The sequence below is a fragment of the Paraburkholderia sediminicola genome, assembly GCF_902859805.1.
In the GTDB taxonomy this organism is placed as follows: domain Bacteria; phylum Pseudomonadota; class Gammaproteobacteria; order Burkholderiales; family Burkholderiaceae; genus Paraburkholderia; species Paraburkholderia sediminicola.
This window is the reverse complement of the sequence record NZ_CADIKC010000001.1, coordinates 1,756,915-1,776,681: the sequence shown is the minus strand read 5'-3', so window position 1 is coordinate 1,776,681 and position 19,767 is coordinate 1,756,915. Positions and strand designations below refer to the sequence as shown.

Here is a 19,767-nt window from a genome sequence, read left to right as displayed (position 1 = left end):
ACGACATGGCGCGCCATTCGGCGCGCTAGACCATCGCGCGTGGTCTATTCGGTTTGTTCCGCCTTGATCCTCGCGCGCAGTTCGAACTTCTGAATTTTTCCCGTCGATGTCTTCGGCAATTCGCCGAAGCGCACCGCTTTTGGCAACTTGTATCCCGCAAGAAACAGCCGGCAGTGCGCGATGATCTCTTCTGCGCTCACCTGAGCGCCGTCCTTGAGCTCGACGAAGGCGCAGGGTACCTCGCCCCATTTCGGATCGGCCATCGCCACCACGGCGGCAACCGACACCGCAGGGTGACGATACAACGTGTCTTCGACCTCGATGCTCGAGATGTTCTCGCCGCCCGAAATGATGATGTCCTTGCTGCGATCGCGGATACGGATGTAACCGTCAGGCATCCGCACGCCCAAATCACCCGTATGGAACCAGCCGCCGCGGAAGGTCGCTTCCGTGGCGCGCTCGTTCTTCAGATACCCCTTCATGCAGATATTGCCGCGGAACATGATCTCGCCGAGCGTTTCGCCGTCGTCAGGCGCGGGCGCGAGCGTGTCCGGGTCGAGCACCGTTACGGCTGCCTGCAAGTGATAGCGCACACCTTGCCGCGCGTTCATTTCGGCGCGCGCGTTGTCGTCGAGCGTGTCCCATTCTTCCTGTTTCGCGCAGACTGCGGCCGGCCCGTAGGTCTCAGTAAGTCCGTAGACGTGCGTCAGATCGAAGCCGATCTCCTTCATCTTCGCGATCACCGCCGGTGCGGGCGCCGCGCCCGCCACCATCGTCGACACGCGATGCGTGATGCCCTCACGCCATTCGGCAGGCGCATTCGCAAGCGCGCTTTGCACAATCGGCGCGCCGCAATAATGCGTGATGCCTTCGCGGCGAATCAGCTCGAATACCGTCTTCGCGTCGAATTTGCGTAGACAGACATTGACGCCGGCACGCGCAGCAACCGTCCACGGAAAACACCAGCCGTTGCAGTGAAAGAGCGGCAAGGTCCATAGGTAGACCGCGTGCTTGGGCATATCCCATTCGAGGATATTGCTGAGCGCATTCAGATACGCGCCGCGATGGTGGTAGACCACGCCTTTAGGATCGCCGGTCGTGCCCGAGGTGTAGTTCAACGCGATAGCGTCCCACTCGTCGGCGGGCAAAGTCCAGGCGAAGTCGGGGTCGCCGGTTTGCAGGAATGCTTCGTAGTCGGTTGCGCGGATGAACTTGGTGACGTCAGCGGGCACCGCATCGGCCACGCTGATCACGCGCAACTCCGGGAATTCCAGCGCGGCGCGGTGCGCCAATTCGCTGTACTCCGTATCGACGATCAACGCCTTCGCCTCGCCATGACGCAACATGAACAGAAGCGACGACACGTCGAGTCGCGTGTTCAGCGTATTGAGCACCGCGCCGGCCATCGGCACGCCGAAATGCGCTTCTATCATCGGAGGAATATTCGGCAGCAAGGCGGCAACCGTGTCTCCGCGCTCTACACCGGCTTGCCGCAACGCGCTGGCGAGACGCCGCGCGCGCTCGTAGGTTTCGCGCCAGTTGCGGCGAATCTCCCCATGGACGACCGCCAGTCGCTCACCGTAGACTTCCGCTGCGCGTAAGATGAAATCGATGGGCGTCAGCGGAACATAATTGGCCTCGCGCCGCTGGAGGCCCTCTTCGAACATGTGCGTCATCGCTTTGTCTCCTGAGGCGCTGGCCGCGCCGTCGATTTTTCTGATTGATGAGCTAGCCTAGCAATTGTCAGGGTGAACTGTCTGTCATTCAAATGACAGAGTGGCGCGCTCTGGCTCCATTCACCCAACTTCACTCGCCTGCACCCCGCTCGCTGCTTATGGATGACGCACCGTTTACCGCCGTCGCAGACTCCCGCCCGCACCGGCCTGAACGAGTTCCGCGCGCCGATCTGCCGCGGCTATTCGGCACCTGCGCATGGTTCAGGGCGCTCGCCACCGAGCACCAGGCCATGATCCTTGCCAGCGCGCACGCGGAGCGGCTGGAAGGGGGAGCATGGATCGCGCGCCGCCAGGAGCCGTCAGACTACTGGATCGGCGTCCATTCCGGCCTCATCAAACTCGCCATCTACAACGCCTCGGGACGCAGTTGCACGCTCTCCGGCGTGCCGCCCGGCGGCTGGTTCGGCGAAGGCAGCGTGATCAAGCGCGAATTGCGCAAATACGACGTGGCCGCCATTCAGCCTTCGCTCGTGATGTTCGTGCCCTCAGAGACGTTCCATGCGCTGCTCGAGTCGAGCCTGCCGTTTACCGGCTTTGTGATCCGGCAGTTGAACAACCGCATGGGCGAATTCATCGCGTCGATCCAGAATAGCCGTCTGCTGGATGTCGACGCGCGCGTCGCCCAGTCGCTCGCCCAACTGTTCAATCCGGACCTCTACCCCGACACCGGCCGTACGCTGGCCATTTCACAGGAAGAAGTCGGCCTGCTGGCGGGCGTGTCGCGGCAACGGATCAACCAGGCACTGCAAAACCTCGAAAGGCTGCAGATTTTGCGCCTCTCGTACAACCAGATCGATGTGCTGGACCTCGAACGCTTGTCAGCGTTTGGTCAGGAGCAGATTTAGGGTAAGCGCGTGCGCTGCGCCATGCTGCCCGCTACAGTTTCCCGTGATTTTCCACGGGTTTGGCTCCACTTTCCCCGATTTTCCTCGACGTTTTCCACATTTCATCGACCACCTCAGACCGAACATTCACGTTTCAGGCAGCAATTTCGGACGCCGGAATAAAGAATCCACAGCAATAGCCGTTATGCCGACTATGCAACGCAGATTGCAGCCCGTCCCTATTCCGAGTTCAACGTATTGTCGAAACCAATAATGAACCGTCTGACACTAAAACAGAAATTGTGGGTGCCGATACTGCTTTGCTGGGCGGCGCTCCTGATCGTGACCGTTGTCAATGCGTTCGATGCACGAAACGCTCAAATGGACGCACGCCGCGCGGATCTGGCCGACGTCACCGACATGGCGGTGTCGATCGTCGCGGACTACGCGAAGCAGGCCGACACCGGCAAGCTCCCGGTCGATGAGGCCAAACAGCAGGCCATCGCTCGCATCAACGCGCAACGTTACGGCGCATCGGGCTACGTGACGATCGTGCGCAGCGATTCGGTGATGGTCGCTCATCCGATGAGCCCGAAGCTTAACGGCAAGGACATGAGCAGCTTCCGCGACGCCAAAGGCAATGCGCTGTATCAAGACATCGCGCAGGCAGGCGGCTCGGCGAGCGGCGCAGGCTATCTGCGCTACTGGTGGCCGAAACCCGGCGAGACGGTACCGAGCGAAAAGATCGGCTATGTGAAGCGCTTCGGCCCGTGGAACTGGGACTTTATCGCCGGCGCCTATATGGATGACATCCAGGCGCAGTTCTACGCGACGCTCGCGCGCTCGGCCGGCATGCTGGTGCTGCTGGGCGTGGTGGTGTCGTTCGTGGCTTCGCGGGTGGTGCGCAATGTATCGCGCTCGATCGGCGGAGAGCCTTCCGCGGCGGCGGCAATTGCCATGCAGATTGCGCGCGGCGATCTCGCCACTCACATCGACCTGCGTCGCGACGACACGTCGAGCCTGTTGTTCTCATTGCGCGAGATGCGCAATCAACTGGCTGCCACCGTCGCGCGGATCAAGACGTCCGCCGAAACGATCACGGTTGCCTCAAAAGAAATCGCCGCGGGCAACCTGGATCTGTCGAGCCGTACCGAAGAACAGGCGGCTTCGTTGCAGCAGACCGCCGCCAGCATGGACGAGCTCACCAAGACCGTCACGCAGAACGCCGACAACGCAGCGACCGCGTCAGAACTCGCAGCGGATGCATCGAACATTGCCGCGCGTGGCGGCGAAGTCGTCAACGACGTCGTAGAGAAAATGGCCGGCATCACCGATAGTTCGCGCAAGATCGGCGAGATCATCAGCGTGATCGAAGGCATTGCTTTCCAGACCAATATCCTCGCGCTCAACGCAGCGGTGGAAGCGGCGCGCGCCGGCGAAGAAGGCCGCGGCTTTGCGGTCGTCGCGGGCGAAGTGCGCAATCTCGCGCAGCGCAGCGCGACGGCGGCCAAAGAAATCAAGGTGTTGATCCATCAGTCCGTCGCGCAGGTCGGCGAAGGCTCGACACTGGCAGGCAAAGCCGGCAGCACGATCAGCGAAGTGGTCGACGCTGTTCGACGCGTGACGGCGATCATGAACGAAATCTCGGCGGCTTCGAAAGAACAGAGTTCGGGTATCGGCGAAGTCAATCTCGCGATCCGCCAGATGGACGATGTGACGCAACGCAATGCCGCGCTGGTCGAACAGGCAGCGGCTGCGGCCGGATCACTCGATGAGCAGACCGAACGTCTGCGAAATGCGGTTGCAGTGTTCAAGGTTGAAGAGCATGCATGATTGAGTGATGCCTTGATGCAGCACTCTCAAGCAACACCTTCATGCAGCATGACCAAAGTATGCGATTGAAAAGGCCGTCATCCGGTTACCGGATGACGGCCTTTCTGCTTGTTATGCCGCAGCGCTCTTAAGCCTGCTATGCCGTGCGCGGGTAGCCCCTGCGAGTGACTGGCCGCGTCAGCATGGCGTCGGTATCGAACAGCGCAAAGGCGATATTGGCCAGCACCCCTGAATTCTTCCAGCGCAAATAATAGCGATGCGCAGTCTGATAAGGCGCATAGCGGTCGGGCATGGCGTGCCATGGCTTGCCCGTGTGCAGCACCCACAGCACGCTGTTCACCACACAACGGATGTCGATGCTGGGACGGCCACGCCGAGGTCCGTGGTCCTTCATTTCAGGCAGGAGCGGCACGATGAGATGCCATTGCTCGTCGGTGAGATCCTGAATGGCCGGCGAACAAGCCAGCGGGTTTGAAGCGGGAGTATCCATGCAGTAAGAACGCGCACCTGCAGCACACGTGCTAGCGTCGCCGCGAAAAATGTCTATAACTCAATCGTTTCAGACTACCCCAAGCGCGCTGCCGCGAAAGTCAACTATTGTCAGAGTCGTGTGCATAATTGTTAGAAATCGCAATACGTTATTGCGCCGATGGATTAATGGCGCGGTGGAGGTGGTGGTCTATCATCGGCGCGCCCGGCGCGTAGCAAGTCCGCGCGCCCTGCGCCTTGAATTAAAAATCCATAACCACACACAGGAATTCCAGTGAGACAAATAAGACTCCTCAAGACCGCCGCACTCGTGGGCGGTGCAGCTCTCGCCATGACATCCGAGCAGGCCTCGGCGCAGAGTTCGATCACGCTGTATGGCGTCGCCGACGTGAGCGTGCGCTATCTGACGAACTCCAATGCGAAGAACGACGGGCGCCTCTATATGACCAACGGCGCGATCACCAACAGCCGCTGGGGCCTGCGTGGCTCGGAAGATCTGGGCGGCGGTCTGAAGGCGATCTTCGATCTGGAAAGCGGTATCAACCTGCAGGACGGTTCGGCCTCGGACAGCCAGCGGCTCTTCAATCGCAACGCCTATGTCGGCCTGAGCAGCCAGTACGGCACGGTGACGTTTGGCCGTCAGAAGACGCCATTGTTCGATCTGTTGGGCGACACCTACGATCCGCTCACGGTCGGCAACTACGCGGAGAATTCGTGGCTGCCGGGCGCGCTCGGCGCCGGACTTTACGCGGACAACGCCGTTAAGTACACGGGCACGTACAAAGGCCTGACCATGGCTGCGATGTACTCGTTCGGAACCAACTCGGAATCGACGGGCGTCGGCGGGTTCTCGGGACAGGTGCCGGGGCATCTCGGCGCCGGCAATATGTACGGCTTCACGCTGTCGTACGTGGCCGGGCCGCTCAGCGTCGCGGCGGGCATGCAACAGAACAGCGACAACAGCAATCACAAGCAGACCATCTTCAACGCGAACGCGGTCTATGCGTTCAGCTCGGCGAAGGTGTACGTCGGCTATCTGCATTCGAAGGACGACACTGGCTTTGTGGATAGCGCTCTGGCGCAGCAAACGCTCGTACCGGGCGTCGATATCCTGAAGGGTTCGGGTCGTGTCGACAACGGCCCATTTGCCGGCGTAACGTGGCAGGCCACACGCACGCTCATGCTGACTGGCGCTGCGTATTACGACCACATGTCCAATGCGGCGATCGGCAACGGTCAGCTGGGTAGCGGCAATCGCTATACGTTCGTGGCGCTGGCCGAGTATGCGTTGTCGAAGCGCACCGAGGTGTACGGTACGGTCGATTTTGACAAGGTGTCGGGAGCAGCCTCGGTCGAATTGCCGGGCAAGAACAATCAGACCGGCGTTGCACTCGGTCTGCGTACGATTTTCTAAGCACCGCAGCACGGCGCGGCAAGATCCAGCGAGGCGCAGCAAGGCATCCGGCATTCACGCCGGGTGCCGACCACCAAAGTGGCGTGCCCATAAAAAAAGGTGCCGCGAACGGCACCTTTTCTGCAACAACTAGCTTCTTCTGCTGAAGCTTAGAAGCGGTGACGCAGACCGACCGTAGCAGCCGTCTGGTTCTTCGACGACGACGGCAGTTGCGTGTTGTCGCCGCTGTAGATCGAAGCTACACCGCCGTCGCCCATTGCGTGCTGGTACACGGCTTGAGCGTAGACGTCCGTACGACGCGACAGCGAGTAGTCAGCTTGCACGCCGATCTGGTGGTAGCGAACCGACTCCGAACCACCGTTTGCAGCAACGCCGTAGCCCTTGCCGTCCGTGAACGTGTAAGCAACGCCCAGGCCCAGAGCCGGGGTCACGTTGTACTTGCCGTTGACTTCGTAGTTGTTAGCGCGCAGCGACTGTGCACCACCGACGAAGTTGTCCGAACGCGATTGCGTCCATGCCAGACCCAGGGTAGCCGGGCCGAATGCGTACGAACCAGCAACGCCGAATTCACGTTGACGGAAGCTGCCGACGTTGCCTGCCAGTGCGTTGACGTACGAACCGTCCGAAGCGCCGCCGTTAGCTGCGCCCGGGTTGTTCTGCTGTGCGTAAGCAGCACCCAGGTGCAGGCCTTGCCACTGGTATGCAGCACCAACGCTGTATTCGCGGTTGTTTGCGAATGCGCCAGCCTGGTTCGAGAAGCCGTACGTGCCGCCGAACGTGAAGCCTGCGTAGTTAGCGCTCGAGTACTTGATCGAGTTGTTGACTGCGTAACCGCCGTTCGTGCTCAGGTTGTCGTTGTTGAACGGGTGAGCGAAGTACGTACCGCCCCAGCTGCCCGTTGCGGTCAGCGGTGCCAGGTAGTCTTGTGCTGCGTCGTATTGACGACCCAGCGTGACCGTACCGAATTGCGCGCTCGACAGACCGACAAACGCTTGACGGTTGAACATGCCGTTGTTGTTAGCGAACTTGCCGTTGTTGATGTTGAAGCCGCTTTCCAACGTGAAGATTGCCTTCAGACCGCCGCCCAGATCTTCCGAACCACGCAGACCGAACATGCTCTGGTTGATGCCGCCGCTGCCTGCCGAGTACTTGGCGTTGTGGTTGACGTTGCTGGTGTACGTCAGACCTGCGTCCAGCAGACCATACAGGGTCACGCTGCTTTGTGCGTGAGCGACGGAAGCAAACGATGCGGCAACCGCAACGACGATGAGACTCTTTTTCATGCGTGGGACTCCAGTTCGATAAATTTACGCGGGGAGCGGGACCTGCCTCAGCAGCGCATGCATCATTCGCTGCCGCCCTGTTCGCCGAACCGTTCCGGATCAGCTGGGCACCCTTGAAACGAAGCGTGAGTGTAGGTGGAGACCCTAGTAGCAACGCCCGCAATTTACGCAACAGGATTTTTCAGAATCCGCAACAATCAGACCGAGATAGGCATTAAGTCTTTATCTTTCATACGTTTATCGCAAAATGTGGATGAACGTACGCCCGCTCCGGACAAAAGTTATCCGCAACATCTCAATATTAAAGTTGTGTGAATGCAACAGCATTTAATATGCGTGACGTAATCGGGTCGGAACGTTTGAAAAATGAGAGACATCTGATTGCCTGGAAATCAGGCAATTGCGGCAGGCCTAATTCGACGCGGAGTAAATTTATTTCGGAAAAGCGGGAACTTAATTGAATTAATGCAGTCGTCTATTTAACTCTCGACTATTCCGAGAAACGAATATCTGCATTAGCTGTGATTAACGCGGGCTGTGAATTGTCACCCGGCTTGATGAAGTGGAGTCAGGCGAAGTGAAGCCTTCAGCACGGGCGTTGCCCGGAGGTGAGCTGCGGCGCCGACCGCCGCGTGACAAGAACCCGTGCTGAAAGCGGACGGCATACATCGAACAGCCTTCCGTATTCATTTAACGGCACAGCCGTGCACTTTTTTTACACGGAGTTTCCCTTACTGCCCGGTCACCGGTTGCCGGCCCTCCATATCGCCTGCCGTGAAGCCGGTTAGGCGTTAAGAGTCGGCGCACGCTTGCATCAAGTTCGCCGATCTCTTCTCGAAGTGAAGCGGGATATTGCCGCGGGAACATGCAACGCTTAATCAGCGGCATATTGCCGCATCTGATATTGGATTCTCACCATAAAACAAAAAGGGTTCCGAAAACTCGGAACCCTTCTTTACATCTATGGTGGGCCGGGTCGGAGTCGAACCGACGGTGTCCTTTCGGAGGCGGATTATGAGTCCGCTGCCTGCAACCAGCACGGCGTCCGGCCCAAGAAAAAGACCCGGTCATGAAGGCCGGGCCAATTCGTTGATTGGCCGACATACTACACGAAAAAGGGACCTTCGCAACCGCTTCGCCTAAGCGAAACAGCCGGAAAAGGCCCCTTCAAACTACTACGTTATTTCTCGCGACCGCCTGCTTCGATCAATTCCCTTCAAGGAACGACTTCAGCTTGTCAGAACGGCTCGGATGACGCAGCTTGCGCAGCGCCTTCGCCTCGATCTGACGGATCCGTTCACGCGTCACGTCGAACTGCTTGCCGACTTCCTCGAGCGTGTGATCGGTGCTCATCTCGATACCGAAACGCATGCGCAGCACCTTCGCTTCGCGCGGCGTCAGCGAGTCGAGCACGTCCTTCACGACGTCGCGCATGCTGGCATGCAGTGCGGCGTCGGCCGGCGCGACCGTATTCGTATCTTCGATAAAGTCGCCCAGATGCGAATCGTCGTCGTCACCGATCGGCGTTTCCATCGAGATCGGCTCCTTCGCGATCTTCATGATCTTGCGGATCTTGTCTTCCGGCATTTCCATCTTCTCGGCCAGCGTTGCCGGATCCGGCTCGAGACCGGTTTCCTGCAAGATCTGACGCGAGATGCGGTTCATCTTGTTGATCGTTTCGATCATGTGAACCGGAATCCGGATCGTACGCGCCTGGTCAGCGATCGAACGCGTAATGGCCTGACGGATCCACCACGTTGCATACGTGGAGAACTTGTAGCCACGACGATATTCGAACTTGTCCACCGCCTTCATCAGGCCAATGTTGCCTTCCTGAATCAGGTCGAGGAACTGCAGACCACGGTTCGTGTACTTCTTCGCGATCGAGATCACGAGACGCAAGTTCGCCTCGGTCATTTCGCGCTTTGCCTGACGCGCCTTCAGTTCGCCGGCCGCCATCTGACGGTTGGTTTCCTTCAGGTCCTTCAGCGGCAACACAACACGCGCCTGCAAATCGAGCAGGCGTTGCTGCTGTTCCTGAATGGCCGGAATATTACGCGTCAGGATTGCGCTATACGCGTGACCTTCACCGACGATCTTGTCGGCCCACTCGAGATCCGTTTCGCTGCCCGGGAAACGCGCGATGAATTCCGCACGCGGCATGCCGCACTTGTCGACCACCGTATGCAGAATCTGACGCTCGACCTGACGTACTTCGTCCACTTGCGCACGCAACGTGTCGCACAGGCGCTCGACGGTGCGCGCGGTAAAGCGGATCGTCATCAGTTCGTTCTGGATCGTTTCCTGCGCCTTCAGATACGACTTCGACTTGTAGCCTTCCTTCTCGAACGCGCGACGCATCTTGTCGAACCATTCGCTGATCATGGCGAATTTCTCGAGGGACGCACGCTTGAGCGCTTCCATCTGCGCGGCGTTGGCCGTGGCTTGCGCCGCGCCGTCGTCTTCTTCCTCGTCGTCCGATTCCTCTTCCTCGACTTCCTCGTCTTCGCTTTCGATCGCTTCCGCTTCCTGCGCCGAGAAGCCGTCCGCATCTTCCGCGTTGGCGTCGATCAGGCCGTCGACCAGTTCGTCGATGCGGATTTCCTCGTTCGCGACGCGCTCGGCCATTGCCAGAATGTCGGCGATCGTGGTCGGGCACGCGGAGATCGCCATCACCATGTGCTTGAGGCCGTCTTCGATCCGCTTCGCGATTTCGATTTCGCCTTCGCGCGTAAGCAGCTCGACCGTACCCATTTCACGCATGTACATGCGGACCGGGTCGGTGGTGCGGCCGAATTCGGAGTCGACGGTGGAGAGCGCGACTTCCGCTTCCTCTTCCACTTCGTCGTCTGACGAAGCAGCGGGTGCGTTGTCGTTCAGCAGCAGCGTTTCAGCATCCGGCGCCTGCTCGTACACCGCTACGCCCATGTCGTTGAACGTGCTGATGATGCCTTCGATCGCCTCGGTCTCGGTGAAGTTGTCCGGGAGGTGGTCGTTGATTTCCGCGTACGTGAGGAAGCCGCGCTCCTTGCCGAGCTTGATCAACGCGCGCAGTTTGGCGCGGCGCTCTTCGAGTTCCTCGACGGTGCCAGGCTGCGACGACGCGAACGCGTCCTTCAGCAGCGCTTTTTCCTTTGCACGACGATCGCGAGCCTTGACCTTTTCCACCTTGCCGGGAACGGCCGCAGGGGTTTCTTCGCTTTGGGTTGCATCGTCATCGACGGGTGTTTCGTTAAGCTTTTTCGTCATGGAGTTCGTCGTACCGGCTGTAGTCTCGACTCGCGGCTGTTGGACAACAGCCGGTTGAACCGTGGATACTGGAGTCTCACGCTCTACCGCATCGTCCTGCGCGGCAGGCGCTTCCCTTGCGCTTCTGACACCCGGCCGTTTTGCGGCCGGTGGTGGTACAGCTTTCGCCGCCCTGACCGGCTCCGCTCGCGCAGCAGCGGTGGTCGAGGGTTTCTTCCCGGCAGCAGGTGTGACGCTCGCGGCAGACGTTTTTCTGGGGGAAGAAGCTAACTTGGCCTCGGTGACCTTTCTGGTCGGCTCGTTCGAACCTGTGCCCGTTGCTTTTTTTCCGCCTGGTGTCTTTGCCATCGCAATCGCCTTTTCGCCTTTGCTAGGAAAACCATTGAAAAAACAAACCGCTAGAAACCTTTTATTATAGCACTCAGCTTTCTGCCATCCCGCTTACAGCCCGAGCTGGCGCTTCATCTCAGCCCGCTTCTGATTCAGGCCCGTCAGCTCCGCAAACTCCTCCGGCGTGTGCCGGGATTGCCGCGAAAGCTGCTCGAGGCGATCGCAGTAAGCGTCATATCGCATCTTCAGAATCGCCGCTTTCAACTCCTCTCCGACGATCCGTTCCTGCTCGCGCCGTTCCTCGATGACGGTCGCATCCTCCGGGTCCTTCAGCAGCAAATCCCGGACGTTTTCATCATAGTCTAGAATTTTGCGAAAGATTTCCTCGAAAGTTGGGGCATTTGCGCCGTTTCGCAATAGGTCGGACAGCAACTGAAACTCCGCCGAATCGCCCAGCGCACGCGCATGCGTCGTCACTTCTTCGAACAGTTCGCCGTGCCGCGTGACGCTTAGAAGCGCCTGTTCGGCTTCCTCGTCGAGCACCGCCACCGTCCGCGGATACATCACCAGATTGCGCAGCGTTTTTTCTTCGATCCCGGTCACACTGCGCCGGTCCTTGCGCGCTGGCGCCGATCGGGCGGCCGCCGCAATCCGGGCGTCGACTTCGCATAAAGCGGCGACTTCTTCGAACGGCACGTCGAGCCGGTCGGCAAACATATGCATGATCTGCGCGCGCAGCGCATTGGCCGGCAATTGCTGCAACAGCGGCTTCGCGTCGAACAGCGCGCGGGCCCGGCCTTCCGGCTGGTCCAGCTCTTTGCCGGTCAGCACCTCGTTCAGCATGAACTGCGATAGCGGCATGGCGCGCTCGACCTGCTCGGCGAACGCTTCTGTGCCGAATTCGCGCACGTAGCTGTCCGGATCGTGCTCGGACGGCAAAAACAGGAACCGGATGGTCCGGTTGTCCGCCGCATGGGGCAGGCAGGCATCCAGCGCCCGGCGCGCGGCGCGGCGCCCCGCCGAATCGCCGTCGAAGCTGAAGATGACCGTATCGGTCTGGCGCATCAGTTTCTGCACATGAATCGGCGTGCAGGCCGTGCCGAGCGTGGCCACCGCGTTCTGGAACCCCAATTGGGCCAGCGCGACCACGTCCATGTAGCCTTCGACCACCAGCACGTAATGCTGTTCGCGAATCGCCAAACGGGCCTCAAACAGCCCGTAAAGCTCGCTGCCTTTGTTAAATAGAGGCGTTTCCGGCGAATTCAAATACTTCGGCTCGCCGCTGTCCAGCACGCGCCCGCCGAAGCCGATCACCTGCCCTTTCACATTGCGGATCGGGAACATGATCCGCTCGCGGAAGCGGTCGTAGCGGCGGTTTTGACCTTGCGCATCCGACTTTTCGCTGACGATCACAAGACCCGATTCGACAAGCGAATCGTCCCGATAGTTGGGGAAAGCCGGCTCGAGGTTCTGCCAGCCGTCCGGTGCATAGCCGAGGCCGAAACGGGCGGCGATCTCGCCGGTCAGGCCGCGTTTCTTCAGATACTGGATCGCGACCGGCGCGCCGCGCAGTTGCTTGCGGTAAAAGTCGCAAGCAGTCTGCATGACATCGGATAGCGCGGTGGTCACTGCCTTGGACGCACCCGGCGAATACCCGCCGGAGCCGCCACCGCCGCCATAGCCCGGCGAAGGCTCGTTCGGCACGGTCAACCCGACCGATTGCGCGAGTTCGTTGACCGCCTCGGGAAACGTGGAACCGACGTGCTCCATCAGGAAACCGATGGCCGTACCGTGCGCGCCGCAGCCGAAGCAGTGATAAAACTGCTTAGTCGGACTAACCGTAAACGAAGGGCTCTTCTCGTTGTGAAACGGGCACAGCCCCATGAAGTTCGCGCCGCCCTTTTTCAACTGCACGTACCGGCCGACCACGTCGACGATATCGACGCGGTTGAGCAGGTCCTGCAGGAATGACGGTGGAATCACAGTAAATGACGCTACCTAAAAAGCTCAAGGCTGCGCACGCCGTCGTACAACGGCGCGCGCAGACCGGAAATACAGGAATTACTTCGCGAGCGCGGCTTTGACTTGCGCCGAGACAGCGGTCATGTCGGCGCGGCCGGCCAGTTTCGGCTTGAGCACGCCCATCACCTTGCCCATGTCCTGCGGGCCCGCAGCGCCGGTTTGCGCGATCGCGGCCTGAACTTCGGCAACGATCTCCGCTTCGGACATCTGCGCCGGCATATAGGCGGACAGAATGGCCAGCTCGGCCTTTTCCTTGTCGGCGAGATCCGTGCGGCCAGCGGCTTCGAACTGGCTGATCGAGTCTTTGCGCTGCTTGATCATCTTGTCGATGACTGCGGTGATCGCCGCGTCGTCAAGGACAACACGTTCGTCGACTTCGCGTTGCTTGACCGCGGCGAGCAGCAGGCGGATCGTGCCGAGACGCTCTGTCTCACGCGCCCGCATGGCCGCTTTCATGTCGTCGTTGATCTGGTCCTTGAGGCTCATCACTCACCTGAATACGTTGAAAATTTAAAAACCGGTCGCTTACCGCACCCATGCGCCGTACCCGCCGTACCAATACGCTGCATCCAACACAAACGCCCGCTTGGGACTGCTTCCTCAAGCGGGTTGGCGCAATTTTGCGTAGTGGATGCGACCCTGCCGGCTGGCCCGAAGGGCCGTGTTTTCCGCGATGGCACCTGCTGTGCCGTCACCGTTGGATGTCGCCGCTCCGTCAACGGGAACCGCGGCAACGCCAGAATCAGTAGAACTTCTTTGGCAGCATCTGGCCACGCAGACGCTTGAAATGACGCTTAACCGCAGCCGCCTTCTTGCGCTTGCGCTCAGCCGTAGGCTTTTCGTAAAACTCCCGGGCGCGGAGCTCCGTCAGCAGCCCGTTTTTCTCCATCGTGCGCTTGAAGCGCCGCATGGCAACTTCAAACGGCTCGTTGTCTTTTACGAGGACGGTCGTCATTTTTCAATAACGGAACTTTGTAAAGGTTCAGGAGTATAGCAGAGCTTTCTCACAAAGCTATTGCGCCGTCAAGCCCCTAAAACGTACTCCGCGGACGCCTGGCCGGCCGCCACGCCCGAGGCCCATGCCCACTGGAAATTGTAGCCACCGAGCCAGCCAGTCACGTCGACCGCCTCGCCGATGAAGTACAAACCCGGCGTGCGGGCGCTCATCATCGTTGCCGACGACAGGTCGCGCGTGTCGATACCGCCGCGCGTGACTTCGGCCTTGCGGTAGCCTTCGGTGCCATTCGGGGTGAGCGTCCAGCGCGACAAGGCCTCACCGATGCGGCGCAGCGTCTTGTCCGGCAGATCGGCCACGCGCGCTTCGGCGGGAATCTGGTGGGTTTCCAGCCAGACGTGGGCGAGCCGTTGTGGCACCCATTCCGAGAGCAGATTAGCGATCTGGCGCTTGGTGCCGGTTTTGGCTTCCAGCAACGCGGTCGTGGCGTCCTGCTCGGGCAGCAGATTGATGTGAATCGGCTCGCCGGGCTGCCAGTAGCTCGAAATCTGCAGAACCCCCGGTCCCGACAGGCCGCGGTGTGTGAGCAGCAAGTCTTCGTTGAACTCGGCACCGGTCTTCTTGTTGCCGGTCGCCAGTTGCACCTCGAGCGACACGCCGGAAAGCGCCGAGAACGGCTCCCAGTCAGCCGGAGCAAAGGTCAGCGGCACCAGCGCGGGGCGGGTGTCGATCAGCTTATGCCCGAATTGCTTGGCGACACGATAGGCGAAATCAGTAGCGCCGATCTTGGGGATCGACAGGCCGCCGGTCGCCACCACGAGCGCGCGAGCCGTGATCGGGCCGGAATGGGTGTCCAGCGTGAAGCGCCCTTCGGCGTCCTGCCGCACCTGCTCGACCGCGAGCGGCGTGCGCCACGCAATGCGGCCCGCGTCGCATTCGTTCTTCAGTACGTTGATGACCGCGTCGCTCGACTGGTCGCAGAACAGCTGCCCCTTGTGCTTCTCGTGCCACGTCACGTGATGGCGCTTGAGTAGCGCCATGAAGTCACGCGGCGTGTAGCGCGCCAGCGCTGAGCGGCAAAAATGAGGATTGGCCGACAGGTAATTGGCCGGTCCGGCATACAGATTCGTGAAATTGCACCGGCCGCCGCCGGAAATGCGAATTTTCTCTGCGAGGCGCTGCGAGTGGTCGATCAGCACCACGCGGCGGCCGAGTTGCCCGGCCACGGCCGCGCACATCATGCCGGCCGCGCCCGCGCCGATCACTGCGATATCAAAGGATTCCATGGGGCCGCATTGTACCTGCGCGTCTGCGGCGCCCTGCCCGCGCTGCTATACTTTCAGGCTTGCCTTTTCACTTTTGGACGCCGGAGTGGCTTCGCTCCCGCGCCCGCTCAAACCACCCATCATGCTCGTTCTCGGCATCGAAAGCTCCTGCGACGAAACCGGTCTCGCGCTCTACGACACAGAGCGCGGCCTGCTCGCGCACGCGTTGCATTCGCAAATTGCGATGCACCGGGAGTACGGTGGCGTGGTGCCGGAATTGGCCTCGCGCGACCATATTCGGCGCGCGCTGCCGCTGCTCGAAGAGGTGATGGAACGCGCCGGCACGGTGCGCAGCGACATCGACGCGATCGCCTATACGCAAGGCCCAGGCCTCGCGGGCGCACTGCTGGTCGGCGCGAGCGTGGCGAATTCGCTGGCCATGGCGTGGGACAAGCCGACCATCGGCATTCACCATCTCGAAGGGCATTTGCTGTCGCCGCTGCTGGTGGACGAGCCGCCGCCGTTTCCGTTCGTCGCGCTGCTGGTGTCGGGCGGGCACACGCAGTTGATGCGCGTCACGGACGTGGGCGTCTACGAGACGCTCGGCGAAACGCTGGATGACGCCGCCGGCGAAGCTTTCGACAAAACCGCCAAGCTGCTGGGCCTCGGTTATCCGGGCGGCCCGGAAGTGTCGCGGATGGCAGAGTTCGGCACACCTGGCGCCGTGGTCCTGCCGCGCCCCATGCTGCATTCCGGCGACCTCGATTTCAGCTTCAGCGGCCTGAAGACCGCTGTTCTCACCCACGCGAAGAAGCTCGGCGGCGCGAATATCTGCGAGCAGGCGAAAGCGGATCTGGCGCGCGGTTTCGTCGACGCAGCCGTGGAAGTGCTGGCGGCGAAATCCCTGGCCGCGCTCAAACGGACCAAGCTCAATCGGCTGGTGGTGGCAGGCGGGGTCGGCGCGAACCGGCAATTGCGCGAGGCGCTTTCCGCTGCGGCGAAGAAGCGCAATTTCTTTGTGCACTACCCGGATTTGTCGCTGTGTACGGACAACGGCGCGATGATCGCGTTGGCAGGCGCGTTGCGATTGCAACGCTGGCCCGATCAATCGGGCAAAGACTACGCATTCACCGTGAAGCCGCGCTGGGATCTGACTTCTCTAGCACGCTGAACCCGCGACGCCCTTCGCATACCGGGCCACACGATGAGAATCGCAACACCATAGAAAAAGCCGCTTCGAAAGCGGCTTTTTCTATTTACTGCAAGCAGGAAGTCAGAGCGTGATCACGCCGCCCGCTTGTCCCGCTCGATCACGGCATACGCGCTGTGATTGTGAATCGATTCGAAGTTCTCAGCTTCGAGCACATAAGCGACGATGCGCTCGTCCGCATTCAGACGCTGCGCGACATCGCGCACCAGGTCTTCAACGAACTTCGGATTTTCATAGGCACGTTCGGTGACGAACTTCTCGTCCGGACGCTTGAGCAAGCCCCACAGTTCGCACGAGGCTTCTTCTTCGGCGATACGAACCAGCTCTTCCACCGCTACGTCGCCCGCCAGCTCGGCGTTGATCGTGACGTGCGAGCGCTGATTGTGCGCGCCGTACTGCGAAATCTTCTTCGAGCACGGGCACAGGCTCGTGACCGGCACCAGCACCTTCAGGAACAGACGCGTCGCGCCATTGCGGGTCTCGCCCGTCAACGTCACTTCGTAGTCGAGCAGACTTTGCACGCCCGACACCGGCGCGGTCTTGTTCACGAAGTACGGGAACGACACTTCGATGCGGCCCGCCTCGGCCTCGAGCTTTTCCAGCATCGCGGCGAGCATGGTGCGGAATGTGGCCGCCTCGAGCGGCGCCTTGTTTTCTTCAAGCAGCGCGACGAAGCGCGACATGTGCGTGCCCTTCTGATCGGCGGGCAGATGCACGTCGAGATTCCACGTGCCCACAGAAGGCTGCACTTCGCCGCTTTGCGTGCGCACCGTCAACGGATGGCGCACTGCCTTGACGCCGACGCGTTGAATCGGAATCTGACGCGTATCGGGCGTGCTCTGCACGTCGGGCATCACAAAGGCGGGATTCATCTGGTTCATATTCTTGTCCTTTCAGGAAACGCCGGGCCGTCCCATGTTTTCCGCTCCACAGGAAGTCCCCCGCCCCGAAGGAAACCCCTTCAAGGATTGGAGATTGCCCCATTGGCGGGTGTCGCACAACGACACGTTTGAGGGCTCTCAGCGGCCGTGCGAATCAGATCGCGCAACGGCAAACGCCGGCCCCTGCCGGCGTTGGATGATGGACCCGAAGGTCCATCGACTCAAGTTGGAGATTGCTATGGCCGCTATAGCCGCGGCGTAGCGCACGGCCGTGCAGCTGAACGACTCAGCCAATCCACGCAGCCAGGTGAGGCAACTGGCAACTGAGTGACGCAACTTAATGCCGCAATTAAGCGACGCGCTTCACCGAGGATTGGCCAGCGACCGCGCCGCTGGAAAGAAAGCGTTCGCGAATCGACTTGGCGATGCCCGCTGCGTCCAGACCGCAGGCGGCGAGCAACTTGGCCGGATCCCCATGATCGATGAAGCGATCCGGAAGGCCCAATTGTAGTACGGGCCGGATAACCCCACTCTCAAGCAGGGCTTCGACGCATGCCGAACCCGCGCCGCCCATCACGCAGCCTTCTTCCACCGTGACGATGGCGTCGTGCGTTTCGGCCAGTTGACGGACCAGTTCAGCGTCCAGCGGCTTCACGAAGCGCATGTTCGCCACCGTGGCGTCCAGTTGCTCTGCAGCCGCCAGCGAAGGCGCAACCATCGTGCCGAATGCCAGAATCGCAATCCGCTTGCCGGCCGGTTGCGACGTTTCGCGACGAATCTCGCCCTTGCCGAGCGGCAGCGCCGTCATTTGCTTGACCGTTGCCACGCCCGTGCCGGCGCCGCGCGGATAGCGCACCGCCGTCGGGTTCGGCTGTTGCAATGCCGTGTACAGCATCTGACGGCATTCGTTTTCGTCCGACGCAGCCATCACCGTCATGTTCGGGATGCAGCGCATGAACGCGAGATCGTAAGCACCCGCGTGCGTGGCGCCGTCCGCGCCGACCAGACCCGCGCGGTCGATGGCGAACACCACCGGCAGGTTCTGCAGTGCGACGTCGTGGATCAGCTGGTCATAAGCACGTTGCAGGAACGTCGAGTAAATCGCGACCACCGGCTTCATGCCGTCCGCAGCCAGGCCGCCGGCGAACGTCACTGCGTGCTGCTCGGCGATGCCGACGTCGAAGTAACGATCCGGGAAGCGCTTCTCGAACTCGACCATGCCCGAACCTTCACGCATGGCGGGCGTAATGCCGACCACGCGCGCGTCCAGCTCGGCCGCGTCGCACAGCCATTCGCCGAACACCTGCGTGTACGTCTTTTTCGACGGCGTGGTGGCAGGCTTGATGCCCTCAGCCGGATTGAACTTGCCGGGGCCGTGATACAGCACCGGATCGGCCTCGGCCAGCTTGTAGCCCTGCCCCTTCTTCGTGACGACGTGCAGGAATTGCGGACCGCGCAATTCCTTGATGTTCTGCAGCGTCGGAATCAGCGAATCGAGGTCATGACCGTCGATCGGGCCGATGTAGTTGAAACCGAACTCTTCGAACAGCGTAGCCGGCACGATCATGCCCTTCGCGTGCTCTTCGAGCTTGCGAGCCAGATCGAGCATAGGCGGCGCGACGCGCAGCACGCGTTCCACACCCGCACGTGCGGCGGCGTAGAAACGGCCCGACATCAGGCGCGCCAGATGGCGATTGAGCGCGCCGACCGGCGGCGAAATCGACATGTCGTTGTCGTTGAGGATGACCAACAGCGGCACGTCGTCTTCGACGCCGGCGTTGTTCATCGCCTCGAAGGCCATGCCGGCCGTCATCGCGCCGTCGCCGATCACGGCGATGCCCATGCGGTTATCGCCCTGCAGCTTGCTGGCAACGGCCATGCCGAGCGCGGCCGAAATCGACGTGCTGGAGTGCGCGGTGCCGAAAGTGTCGTATTCCGACTCGTCGCGCTTCGGGAAGCCCGAGATGCCGCCGAGCTGACGCAGCGTGTGCATCTTGTCGCGGCGCCCCGTCAGGATCTTGTGCGGATAGGTTTGATGGCCGACATCCCACACGATCCGGTCGCGCGGCGTGTCGAACACGTAGTGCAGAGCAATGGTCAACTCGACCGTGCCGAGGTTGGACGAAAGATGGCCGCCCGTCTGCGATACGCTGTCGAGCACGAAGGCACGCAACTCGTCGGCAAGCGGTTGCAATTGGCGGCGATCGAGGCGGCGCAAGGCTGCCGGGTCGTCGATAGTTTTCAGCAAGTCGTACATCGTCGTTCCATTGTAGGAA

General features: G+C 60.8%; 14 protein-coding genes and 1 tRNA gene. 4 read left to right on the top strand and 11 right to left on the bottom strand.

Annotation, left to right across the window (positions count from 1 at the left end):
• Positions 1-44: 44 nt before the first annotated feature.
• Positions 45-1,676, bottom strand: a complete 1,632-nt coding sequence (locus R8871_RS07865; RefSeq protein WP_175049791.1) for an acyl-CoA synthetase — start codon at positions 1,674-1,676, stop codon at positions 45-47.
• A gap of 158 nt (positions 1,677-1,834) precedes the next feature.
• On the opposite strand from R8871_RS07865, the gene R8871_RS07860 reads away from it, so the two are divergent.
• Together R8871_RS07860 and R8871_RS07855 are read left to right on the top strand one after the other, a co-directional pair.
• Complete coding sequence (locus R8871_RS07860) at positions 1,835-2,581, top strand: Crp/Fnr family transcriptional regulator (protein WP_175049790.1); 747 nt, start codon at positions 1,835-1,837, stop codon at positions 2,579-2,581.
• 252 nt (positions 2,582-2,833) lie between these two features.
• A complete protein-coding gene (locus R8871_RS07855; protein ID WP_175049789.1) occupies positions 2,834-4,393 on the top strand; it encodes a methyl-accepting chemotaxis protein in 1,560 nt (519 codons plus the stop codon).
• 136 nt (positions 4,394-4,529) lie between these two features.
• On the opposite strand, the gene R8871_RS07850 is transcribed toward R8871_RS07855, so the two are convergent.
• Positions 4,530-4,883 carry a transposase gene (locus tag R8871_RS07850; protein ID WP_175049788.1) on the bottom strand — a complete coding sequence of 118 codons (354 nt, stop codon included), beginning with the start codon at positions 4,881-4,883 and terminating at the stop codon, positions 4,530-4,532.
• A 330-nt stretch (positions 4,884-5,213) separates the two neighbouring features.
• On the opposite strand from R8871_RS07850, the gene R8871_RS07845 reads away from it, so the two are divergent.
• Positions 5,214-6,296: a porin gene (locus tag R8871_RS07845; protein ID WP_175049787.1), complete on the top strand. Its 1,083-nt coding sequence runs from the start codon at positions 5,214-5,216 to the stop codon at positions 6,294-6,296.
• Positions 6,297-6,445: 149 nt separating this feature from the next.
• Here R8871_RS07845 and R8871_RS07840 read toward each other — a convergent pair whose 3' ends face one another.
• From R8871_RS07840 to R8871_RS07810, 7 genes are all read right to left on the bottom strand, one after another.
• Positions 6,446-7,579, bottom strand: a complete 1,134-nt coding sequence (locus tag R8871_RS07840; RefSeq protein ID WP_175049786.1) for a porin — start codon at positions 7,577-7,579, stop codon at positions 6,446-6,448.
• 964 nt (positions 7,580-8,543) lie between these two features.
• Positions 8,544-8,631, bottom strand: a tRNA-Ile gene (locus tag R8871_RS07835).
• A 154-nt stretch (positions 8,632-8,785) separates the two neighbouring features.
• Positions 8,786-11,176, bottom strand: a complete 2,391-nt coding sequence (rpoD, locus tag R8871_RS07830; protein WP_175049785.1) for an RNA polymerase sigma factor RpoD — start codon at positions 11,174-11,176, stop codon at positions 8,786-8,788.
• Positions 11,177-11,269: 93 nt separating this feature from the next.
• Positions 11,270-13,141 (bottom strand): DNA primase, encoded by a 1,872-nt coding sequence (gene dnaG, locus R8871_RS07825; protein WP_175049784.1) that lies wholly within the window; start codon positions 13,139-13,141, stop codon positions 11,270-11,272.
• Positions 13,142-13,219: 78 nt separating this feature from the next.
• Positions 13,220-13,666: a GatB/YqeY domain-containing protein gene (locus R8871_RS07820; protein WP_175049783.1), complete on the bottom strand. Its 447-nt coding sequence runs from the start codon at positions 13,664-13,666 to the stop codon at positions 13,220-13,222.
• A 256-nt stretch (positions 13,667-13,922) separates the two neighbouring features.
• Entirely contained in the window at positions 13,923-14,135 is a 213-nt protein-coding gene (gene rpsU, locus R8871_RS07815; RefSeq protein WP_175049782.1) for a 30S ribosomal protein S21, read from the bottom strand.
• Between the two features lie 68 nt (positions 14,136-14,203).
• Positions 14,204-15,421: a BaiN/RdsA family NAD(P)/FAD-dependent oxidoreductase gene (locus R8871_RS07810; protein ID WP_175049781.1), complete on the bottom strand. Its 1,218-nt coding sequence runs from the start codon at positions 15,419-15,421 to the stop codon at positions 14,204-14,206.
• A gap of 121 nt (positions 15,422-15,542) precedes the next feature.
• Between R8871_RS07810 and tsaD the strand changes: the two genes are divergently transcribed.
• A complete protein-coding gene (gene tsaD / locus R8871_RS07805) occupies positions 15,543-16,571 on the top strand; it encodes a tRNA (adenosine(37)-N6)-threonylcarbamoyltransferase complex transferase subunit TsaD (RefSeq protein WP_097394777.1) in 1,029 nt (342 codons plus the stop codon).
• A gap of 113 nt (positions 16,572-16,684) precedes the next feature.
• On the opposite strand, the gene folE2 is transcribed toward tsaD, so the two are convergent.
• Both folE2 and dxs read right to left on the bottom strand, forming a co-directional pair.
• Positions 16,685-17,491 carry a GTP cyclohydrolase FolE2 gene (gene folE2, locus R8871_RS07800; protein WP_175049780.1) on the bottom strand — a complete coding sequence of 269 codons (807 nt, stop codon included), beginning with the start codon at positions 17,489-17,491 and terminating at the stop codon, positions 16,685-16,687.
• 349 nt (positions 17,492-17,840) lie between these two features.
• Entirely contained in the window at positions 17,841-19,748 is a 1,908-nt protein-coding gene (gene dxs / locus R8871_RS07795) for a 1-deoxy-D-xylulose-5-phosphate synthase (RefSeq protein ID WP_097394779.1), read from the bottom strand.
• Between the last annotated feature and the right edge of the window lie 19 nt (positions 19,749-19,767).

Bases quoted from the DNA above. Each gene is read 5' to 3' on its own strand.
- R8871_RS07850 (WP_175049788.1), bottom strand. From the start codon at position 4,883: ATGGATACTCCCGCTTCAAACCCGCTGGCTTGTTCGCCGGCCATTCAG.
- tsaD (WP_097394777.1), top strand. From the start codon at position 15,543: ATGCTCGTTCTCGGCATCGAAAGCTCCTGCGACGAAACCGGTCTCGCG.
- rpoD (WP_175049785.1), bottom strand. From the start codon at position 11,176: ATGGCAAAGACACCAGGCGGAAAAAAAGCAACGGGCACAGGTTCGAAC.
- R8871_RS07820 (WP_175049783.1), bottom strand. From the start codon at position 13,666: ATGAGCCTCAAGGACCAGATCAACGACGACATGAAAGCGGCCATGCGG.
- folE2 (WP_175049780.1), bottom strand. From the start codon at position 17,491: ATGAACCAGATGAATCCCGCCTTTGTGATGCCCGACGTGCAGAGCACG.
- R8871_RS07865 (WP_175049791.1), bottom strand. From the start codon at position 1,676: ATGACGCACATGTTCGAAGAGGGCCTCCAGCGGCGCGAGGCCAATTAT.
- R8871_RS07855 (WP_175049789.1), top strand. From the start codon at position 2,834: ATGAACCGTCTGACACTAAAACAGAAATTGTGGGTGCCGATACTGCTT.
- R8871_RS07810 (WP_175049781.1), bottom strand. From the start codon at position 15,421: ATGGAATCCTTTGATATCGCAGTGATCGGCGCGGGCGCGGCCGGCATG.
- R8871_RS07840 (WP_175049786.1), bottom strand. From the start codon at position 7,579: ATGAAAAAGAGTCTCATCGTCGTTGCGGTTGCCGCATCGTTTGCTTCC.
- R8871_RS07860 (WP_175049790.1), top strand. From the start codon at position 1,835: ATGGATGACGCACCGTTTACCGCCGTCGCAGACTCCCGCCCGCACCGG.
- R8871_RS07845 (WP_175049787.1), top strand. From the start codon at position 5,214: ATGACATCCGAGCAGGCCTCGGCGCAGAGTTCGATCACGCTGTATGGC.
- rpsU (WP_175049782.1), bottom strand. From the start codon at position 14,135: ATGACGACCGTCCTCGTAAAAGACAACGAGCCGTTTGAAGTTGCCATG.
- dxs (WP_097394779.1), bottom strand. From the start codon at position 19,748: ATGTACGACTTGCTGAAAACTATCGACGACCCGGCAGCCTTGCGCCGC.